Source organism: Intrasporangium sp. (assembly GCF_039812505.1).
Lineage (GTDB): Bacteria > Actinomycetota > Actinomycetes > Actinomycetales > Dermatophilaceae > Intrasporangium_A.
In genome coordinates, this window is record NZ_JBDIAQ010000195.1 from 1 (window position 1) to 5,424 (window position 5,424).

At 74.7% G+C, this 5,424-nt stretch carries 6 protein-coding genes; 4 read left to right on the forward strand and 2 right to left on the reverse strand.

The genetic code is table 11. The annotated features are described in order from the left end of the window. Together WMI84_RS16620 and WMI84_RS16625 are read left to right on the forward strand one after the other, a co-directional pair. Positions 1 to 675 (forward strand): HNH endonuclease signature motif containing protein (locus tag WMI84_RS16620; protein WP_347354889.1); only part of this gene is annotated, 675 nt, incomplete at its 5' end. 60 nt (positions 676 to 735) lie between these two features. Further along, positions 736 to 1,374, forward strand: coding sequence for a TIGR03085 family metal-binding protein (locus WMI84_RS16625; protein ID WP_347354890.1), 639 nt, complete (start codon positions 736 to 738; stop codon positions 1,372 to 1,374). Between the two features lie 28 nt (positions 1,375 to 1,402). On the opposite strand, the gene hisF is transcribed toward WMI84_RS16625, so the two are convergent. Beyond that, positions 1,403 to 2,176, reverse strand: coding sequence for an imidazole glycerol phosphate synthase subunit HisF (gene hisF / locus WMI84_RS16630; protein WP_347354891.1), 774 nt, complete (start codon positions 2,174 to 2,176; stop codon positions 1,403 to 1,405). A 34-nt stretch (positions 2,177 to 2,210) separates the two neighbouring features. Here hisF and WMI84_RS16635 point away from each other — a divergent pair, with 34 nt between their 5' ends. Both WMI84_RS16635 and WMI84_RS16640 read left to right on the forward strand, forming a co-directional pair. After that, positions 2,211 to 2,786 (forward strand): hypothetical protein, encoded by a 576-nt coding sequence (locus WMI84_RS16635; RefSeq protein WP_347354892.1) that lies wholly within the window; start codon positions 2,211 to 2,213, stop codon positions 2,784 to 2,786. Between the two features lie 2 nt (positions 2,787 to 2,788). Continuing rightward, a complete protein-coding gene (locus WMI84_RS16640; RefSeq protein ID WP_347354893.1) occupies positions 2,789 to 4,003 on the forward strand; it encodes an MFS transporter in 1,215 nt (404 codons plus the stop codon). Between the two features lie 7 nt (positions 4,004 to 4,010). Here the strand turns inward: WMI84_RS16640 and WMI84_RS16645 are convergent. Beyond that, the coding region (locus WMI84_RS16645) for a sialidase family protein (RefSeq protein ID WP_347354894.1) at positions 4,011 to 5,424 on the reverse strand (1,414 nt) is incomplete at its 5' end.

The window sequence follows — 5,424 nt, forward strand, 5'->3', positions numbered from 1 at the left end:
CCCGATGACACCGGCGGGCACCACGCCTCGCAGTCGGACCGGCTGCCTCGGCCGGCACCGCCCCCGCCACGCCCTCCCGGCACGGCCCCGCCCCGCCGACCCATGCCGCTGGTGCCACCGGCACGCACCTCCCGCCGAGCCGACACCTGGCTGCGCCGGCTCTACACGCACCCGGTGAGCGGCACCCTCGTACAGCTCGACTCCACCCGCCGCCGGTTCGACGCCGGGCTGCGGCGCTACCTGATCGCCCGCGACGGCACCTGCCGCACCCCTTGGTGCGATGCTCCCATCCGGCACCTGGACCACGTCCAGCCCTGGGCCGCCGGGGGGCCCACCACCGCCACCAACGGGCAAGGCCTGTGCGTACGCTGCAACCTGGTCAAGGACCAGCCCGGCTGGCACGCCCGCGTCACCGACCCCGGACCGACCAGCAGCGACCCCACCGAGCCTGCTGGCCGCACCGGGCCGGCCGGTCGCGCCGGACGGGCGCACACGATCGAGCTGACCACGCCCACCGGGCACACCTATACCAGCAGCGCCCCACCCGTGCTGCCACAGCACCCGAGAAGCCACCGCAGCATCCCTGTCGAGGCCGACCGAGCCCGCATCCGCGAGCTGACCCACCTCGAGCTGCGCATCCTCAGCGACCCCGACCAGTGGCACCAAGCCAGCTGAGCCCACACCCAGAGGTGGCGCGACCCAAGCCCGGCGACGAGCCTTTGCAAGGATGAGCCCATGACCCGCGACGCCCTCTCCGAACGGCTCCTGCTCGCCGACGACCTCGACCGGGTCGGCCCCGACGCTCCCACCCTCTGCGCCGGATGGAAGACCCGCAACCTCGCGGCCCACCTCGTGATCCGCGACTCCCGGCCGGATCTCGCGGTGGGCAGGTTCGTCCCGTTCGTCGGCTCGCGTGCCAAGCGCGAGATACGCCGGATCGCCGGGGGCGACTACGAGCAGCTCGTGGCGCAGCTCCGTCAGGGCGCGCCGAGGTGGAACCCCATGTCGTGGCAGCCGGTCGACGAGCGCGCCAACCTGCTCGAGTTCTTCGTCCACCACGAGGACGTCCTCCGTGCCGAGGAGGGCTGGGCCGCGCGACGACTCGACCCAGAGCTCGAGGAGCACATCTGGGCCGACCTGCGACGTTTCGGCCGCCTCGCGTTCCGGCGGGCACCCACGGGGGTGGTCCTCGTCGCCGAGGGCTTCGGACGCCATGCCGCGCGCCTGCCCGACGAACGCGGCACTGTCGTGCTGCGCGGCAGGCCCCCGGAGCTGCTGCTCTACGCATTCGGCCGGCGCAGCGTCGCGCAGGTCGAGCTGTCCGGGGACGACGGCGACATCGCCGCCCTGCAGGCGGGTCGGCTCGGCGTCTGACCCGGACCCACGAGCAGGGTCGCCAGGCTCAGCGCACGACGACCCCGGCCGCGCGCAGCGCCGCCTTGACCTCGCCGACGGTGAGCTCACCGAAGTGGAACACGCTCGCCGCCAGCACCGCGTCGGCGCCGGCCCGGACCGCGGGCGCGAAGTGCTCGACCCTCCCGGCGCCGCCGGACGCGATGACCGGGACCGACACGGCGGCCCGCACCAGCCGGATCAGCTCCAGGTCGAAGCCGTCCTTCGTCCCGTCGGCGTCCATCGAGTTGAGCAGGATCTCCCCCGCCCCGAGCTCGGCCGCCCGAGCGCACCACTCGACCGCGTCGAGATCGACCGGGGTACGGCCGCCGTGCGTGGTCATGACGAAGTCACCGGTCGGGCTCCCGTCGGCCCGCCGGCGGCGACGCACATCCGCCGAGAGGACGAGCACCTGGGCCCCGAAGCGGTCGGAGATCTCCGCGATGAGCTCCGGCCGGGCGATCGCCGCCGTGTTGACGCCAACCTTGTCCGCGCCCGCGCGCAGCAGCCGGTCGACGTCCCCGACCGTCCGCACCCCGCCGCCCACCGTCAGCGGGATGAACACCCGCTCGGCCGTGCGCCGCACCACCTCGTAGGTCGTCTCGCGGTCCCCGCTGCTCGCGGTGACGTCGAGGAAGGTCAGCTCGTCGGCACCCTGTTCGCCGTAGCGCTCGGCCAGCTCGACCGGGTCCCCGGCATCGCGCAGGTTCATGAAGTTGACCCCCTTGACCACGCGCCCGGCGTCGACGTCGAGGCAGGGGATCACTCGCGTGGCCACGGTCATGGCGTCAGGGTAGGCGCTGGGTAGGGTCACGAGCATGTGGGACCAGCTCACGGCACCGGCCGACCCGGTCCAGGTGGCCACCGTGGTGAGCCTGGCCCGTCGCGCCGAACCGCGGTGCGGCGCGACGGTCGTCGTCGCCGTCGACGGCCACAGCGGCTCGGGCAAGACCACCCTCGCCGCGGCAGTGGCCGGCGCCCTCGGGGCCCAGCTCGTCCACCTCGACCTCATCTACCCGGGCTGGGACGGACTGGCCCGCTCCGTGGACATCCTCGCCACGCACGTGCTGCACCCCCTCTCGGAAGGACGCTCGGCGGCATACCGCCGGTGGGACTGGCAGCGCGGCGCGTGGGCCGAGGAGCACCCCGTGGTCCCGGCACCGTTCCTCGTCGTGGACGGGTGCGGTTCCAGCGTCCTGCCCGCGGGGGCGTATGCCGCTGTGCGAGTCTTCCTCGACGCCTCCCCGGCGCTGCGGCGGGCTCGTGGCCTGGCCCGCGACGGTGACGCGTACGCCCCGCACTGGGAGCGCTGGGCCGCCCAGGAACAGGAGCTGTTCGAGCGCGACGGGACACGGCACCGCGCCGACCTGCTCATCGACACGACTACAGTCTGAAGGTGGCCTACCTGCCCGAGCCGACGAGGCACCCGGGCCAGCCGCGCCCGCTGCCGTCCTTCTGGACCATGGTGGTGGCCCTCCTCGCCGTGGCCGTCAACCTCCGCGTGGCGATCACCAGTGTCCCTCCGCTCATCGACACGATCTCGGCCGACCTCGGTCTCAGCCATGCGATGGCCGGCGTGCTGACCGCGCTGCCCGTCCTGTGCATGGGGCTCTTCGCGCCCCTCGCGGGGCGGCTGGCCGAGCGGGCCGGCGCCGCGGTGGTGGTGCTCTGCTCGGCGGTGGGGATCCTGCTAGGCACGATCGCCCGCGGGCTCGGCGACAACGTGGCGCTGCTCTACCTCGGGACCTTCGTCGCCGGCGTCGGCATCGCGGTCGCCAGCACGCTGCTGCCCCAGCTGGTCAAGATCTTCTTCCCGCCGCAGCGGATGGGCCTGGTCACCGGCCTCTACATGGCGGGGATGCTCGGCGGGGCGACGCTGGCCTCGGCGGTGGCGGTCCCGCTGGCCGAGCGCCTCGGGTCCTGGCAGGCCTCGCTCGGCGCGTGGGCCGTGCTGGCCCTGCTCGGGGTGCTGGTCTGGGCGCCGTTCACCGTGCGGGTCCGTGCCCGGCACGTGCGTGGCGAGGGGCCGCACGGCGGTCTGCCGTGGCGGAGCCTGACGGCGTGGACGGTCGCGATCTACCTCGCGCTCCAGTCGTGGTGCTTCTACTCGAGCGTCGCCTGGCTGGCGCCGAGCTATGTCGAGCACGGTTGGTCCAAGACCGCCGCGGGCTACCTGCTGGCCGCCTTCACCGCTGCGCAGATCGTCTCCGGCCTGCTGGGACCGGCCCTGAGCGACCGGGTGCGGGACATGCGGGTGCTGCTGCTGGTCTCGGCCGCGCTCGGGATCGTCGGCAGCTTCGGGATCTACCTGGCCCCGCTCGCCGCCCCCTGGGTCTGGGCCTTCGTGCTGGGACTCGGCCAGGGAGCCGCGTTCTCGCTCGGGCTGGTCCTGCTCGTGCACTACGCGCGGACCCCCTCCGCGACCGCTCGCCTGAGCGGGATGGGCTTCCTCGTGTGCTACCTGCTCGCCTCGTTCGGCCCGCTGGCCATGGGCGCGGTCCGCGACCGGGTCGGGAACCTGACCCTCACCTGGCCGATCCTCGGTTTCGTGGGGATCGCGCAGGCCCTCGTGGCGCTCCGGCTGCGCCCGAACCGCGCGAAGGTGCGTTGAGCTCGCGTCAGGACCCCGCGACCCGTACCGCGTACCAGGTCTGCCCCCGGTCGATGCTCTTCCAGTAGCCCCCTTCCGGGTCCGCGGAGAGCGCGTAGTAGACCGAGCCGCCCGGTGCGCCGACCCAGGCCCACCCCTGCGACGGCAGGGCGGGCGGCCGGCCCGGGGAGGCCCAGGTGGCTCCGCCGTCGGTGCTGCGCCGCATCGACCCGTGCAGGTCGCGGCTCCCGCCGGATACGGCCAGCAGGCTCGACCCGTCCGCCGCCGCGAAGGCCGTCGGTCCCGCGTCCACCAGGACGAGCCGGTCGGTGCTGACGAGGGCCCACGTCGCCCCTCGGTCGGTGCTCGCCTGCACGGCGTACCCCACGTGCCCGGCGGCACCGCTCGATGCGCAGACGGCGAAGATGACGGGTCCGGCGGCAGGGGCGACGAGCTGCACGCCCTGACCGCGGCCGCACGCCTGCGGACCGACCGCGTGCAGACCGTCGGGCCGCACCACGACCGGGCCCGGCGGTAGCCCGCCCGGACGCGGCCGCACGGTCGGGGAGATGTAGGCGACACCGGCGTGCCACGCGACCACGGCGCCGGTCACGCCGGCGGCGCCGTCGATGGTGCCCACGACGTCGGTCGCGGCGGCGGCGCCGACCGGAGCCCGGCTGACCGTGATCGCGCCGTGGCAGGTCCCGTCGGAACATCGGGGGGCGGTGGTCAGCACGACGTCCGTCCCGTCGGTCTCGAGGTCGATGACGTCCCCACCGCGGTGGTCGTAGGGCTGCCACGTGCGTCCTCCGTCGGTCGTTCGCAGCACCGCTCCGCCGAAGACCCAGCCGATGCTCGGGTTCGCGAACCGGACGGAGCCGAGCCGGCCGCCCCCCTCCGGCGCGCCGAGCACCGCGCCGGTCGAGGTTGCCGGGCTCGCCGAGGCAGCGAAGGTGTGCCGCAGGCGCCAGGTGCGCCCGTTGTCGTCGGAGGCCGCCAGGGCCGGGCACGTCCCACCGGGGCAGGCGAGCACACCCAGCGCGTAGAGGTGCCGGTCGTCGGCGGTGGTCACCGAGCGCACCCGGAAGGAGGCCGGCACCGGGAGGGCCGCCGGCACCTGGCCCGTCGTGGCGGGCGAGGTGGCGAGCAGGGTGCCGGGCGGGGTGGGCGCGGTGGTGGGCGGCACGGAAGGCCCGGGGGACGTGGTGCGCGTCGGTGACGGCGCCAGGGCCGAGGAGGATGCCGGGGTGGACGGCCCCGGGGTCGGCCCGGTCCGTAGCAGCCCCCACCCGAGGGCTCCGGCGACGACGAGCAGGGCCGCGGCGACGAGCAGGTAGCGGGTCCACGGCGTGTCGGGAGCCCGTCCGCGGGCGACGATGCGCTGCCACCGGAACGGGTCGCTCGGCAGGACCGGGGCCGCGTTGCGCTCGCGGGAGAAGAAG